The sequence below is a fragment of the Roseomonas chloroacetimidivorans genome, from assembly GCF_049629625.1.
In the GTDB taxonomy this organism is placed as follows: domain Bacteria; phylum Pseudomonadota; class Alphaproteobacteria; order Acetobacterales; family Acetobacteraceae; genus Roseomonas; species Roseomonas chloroacetimidivorans.
The window spans coordinates 1-1,360 of sequence record NZ_JBNBZS010000273.1; the positions used below are offsets into that span (position 1 = coordinate 1).

The following is a 1,360-nucleotide window of genomic DNA, read 5'->3' on the forward strand; positions in this document are numbered from 1 at the left end:
GGACGGCGAACAGCAACTTGGAGAACGTAATCCAGCTAAAGTGCGTGTAGCAGTCTGGGTGAGGGCGGCTGTCGTCGTATCCTGCTCGTTTCATCAGATCGCGCACTACGCTCTGCGGAATACCTGCTTCCCGCGCCGCCTCCCCCGACGACGCGCCCGCCTGCTCCACCGCCGCGCTGGGCGTGGGGGTGCGGCGGTTCCATGCGGCGATGGCTTCGGCTTCGGTTGCCTCTGCAATACCGGCCGAGCACCCCATGCACTCGACGTAGCCGGAGCCAGGATGGTCCGGCATGAACGAGGCAACGGGGCCGTGACTGTGAGGCTCAATGGCATGGGAGAAAGCCTCACCGCCGCAGAACGGGCAGGAGGCCAGCACCATCTCCTCGCGCGGGGTCGGGGTCTCAGCGGGCATGGGGGGGCTCCTGCTCGGCTGCGGGGTGGGCGGTCAGCGCGCGGCGGACTTGGTGCCCGAAGCGCGTAGCTCGGATGCGGATGTTCTCGTGCCGGTCCTTCGTCAGCCCAAACACCACAGCGAGGACGAGTGGCTGGTCTGAGGCGCCTAGAGACATGAGCACGTGCCAGAGGCGCCGGCTGTTGAGGATGCGCTGCGGCACCTGCACCGAAGCACCATTAGCCGGCAGCCAGAGCATCGCCTCGCGCTGTAGCGGCGAAAGGTTAGTTGCTATCTCGGCCGCACTCATCACACCCCTCCCTTCTTGGCGCGCCGTACATCCCTCGCGATCCGGTTGAACATGGCCCGCAGCCGGGCGGCCTCGGCTTCCACGTCGATTCCGTCACGCCGAGCCTCAGCGATCACCTCGGCGTCGGTCAGGTGCAGGATGCGTTCGACCTCCCCGGCTTCGGTCAGCGTCGTATGACCGTAGGCACGGAATGCCAGTCCCCGGCGGATCAGGCTGTCGCGGGGCGCCTTGCCGATGATGTCGCCGTCATGCGTAGGGCGGCGCCGGTCCAATTGCTTGAGGACGGCGATCTCGCCCGCGTCGAAGTTCGTTTGCTGCTCACCGCCCATCACACCCCTCCCTGCGGCGCGGAGGCGCGGGCGAGGGCGGCGCGGGCAGCAATCGCCGCATCGATTTCGGCACGCACGTCTGCGCCAATGGGGTGCTTGCACCCGAAGTAGCAGCAGGCCCGGTTGCGCTCACACGATCCCGGCTTAATGCAGTAGGACGGCCAGCGAGACCGCATCTCGCCCGGCTGCGGGGTGGGGGGTGCGGGTTGGGTCATACGAACCTCCCGCCGTAAGCGCGCCGGTAATGCAGCCGCAGCCCCAGCACGCGTACCAGCCAGCCATCGCGCTCGCGCCGCACCAGAGGCAGCAGGCGCCACGACAGCCCGAACG

General features: G+C 67.8%; 4 protein-coding genes. All 4 read right to left on the reverse strand.

The genetic code is table 11. The features are described 5' to 3' along the window. Window positions 1-412: Lar family restriction alleviation protein (locus tag ACO1BU_RS37360; RefSeq protein WP_424140903.1), on the reverse strand; the 412-nt coding region annotated here is incomplete at its 3' end. Beyond that, a complete protein-coding gene (locus ACO1BU_RS37365) occupies window positions 402-701 on the reverse strand; it encodes a hypothetical protein (RefSeq protein ID WP_424140904.1) in 300 nt (99 codons plus the stop codon). The genes ACO1BU_RS37360 and ACO1BU_RS37365, both read right to left, overlap by 11 nt. Then, window positions 701-1,030: a hypothetical protein gene (locus tag ACO1BU_RS37370; RefSeq protein WP_424140905.1), complete on the reverse strand. Its 330-nt coding sequence runs from the start codon at window positions 1,028-1,030 to the stop codon at window positions 701-703. The genes ACO1BU_RS37365 and ACO1BU_RS37370 overlap by 1 nt, the downstream gene beginning before the upstream one ends. Then, window positions 1,030-1,245 (reverse strand): hypothetical protein, encoded by a 216-nt coding sequence (locus tag ACO1BU_RS37375; protein ID WP_424140906.1) that lies wholly within the window; start codon window positions 1,243-1,245, stop codon window positions 1,030-1,032. The genes ACO1BU_RS37370 and ACO1BU_RS37375 overlap by 1 nt, the downstream gene beginning before the upstream one ends. Window positions 1,246-1,360: the final 115 nt, after the last annotated feature.

What these genes read in the sequence shown, in the direction of transcription:
- ACO1BU_RS37370 (WP_424140905.1), bottom strand. Translation starts at nt 1,030, where the DNA reads ATGGGCGGTGAGCAGCAAACGAACTTCGACGCGGGCGAGATCGCCGTC.
- ACO1BU_RS37365 (WP_424140904.1), bottom strand. Translation starts at nt 701, where the DNA reads ATGAGTGCGGCCGAGATAGCAACTAACCTTTCGCCGCTACAGCGCGAG.
- ACO1BU_RS37375 (WP_424140906.1), bottom strand. Translation starts at nt 1,245, where the DNA reads ATGACCCAACCCGCACCCCCCACCCCGCAGCCGGGCGAGATGCGGTCT.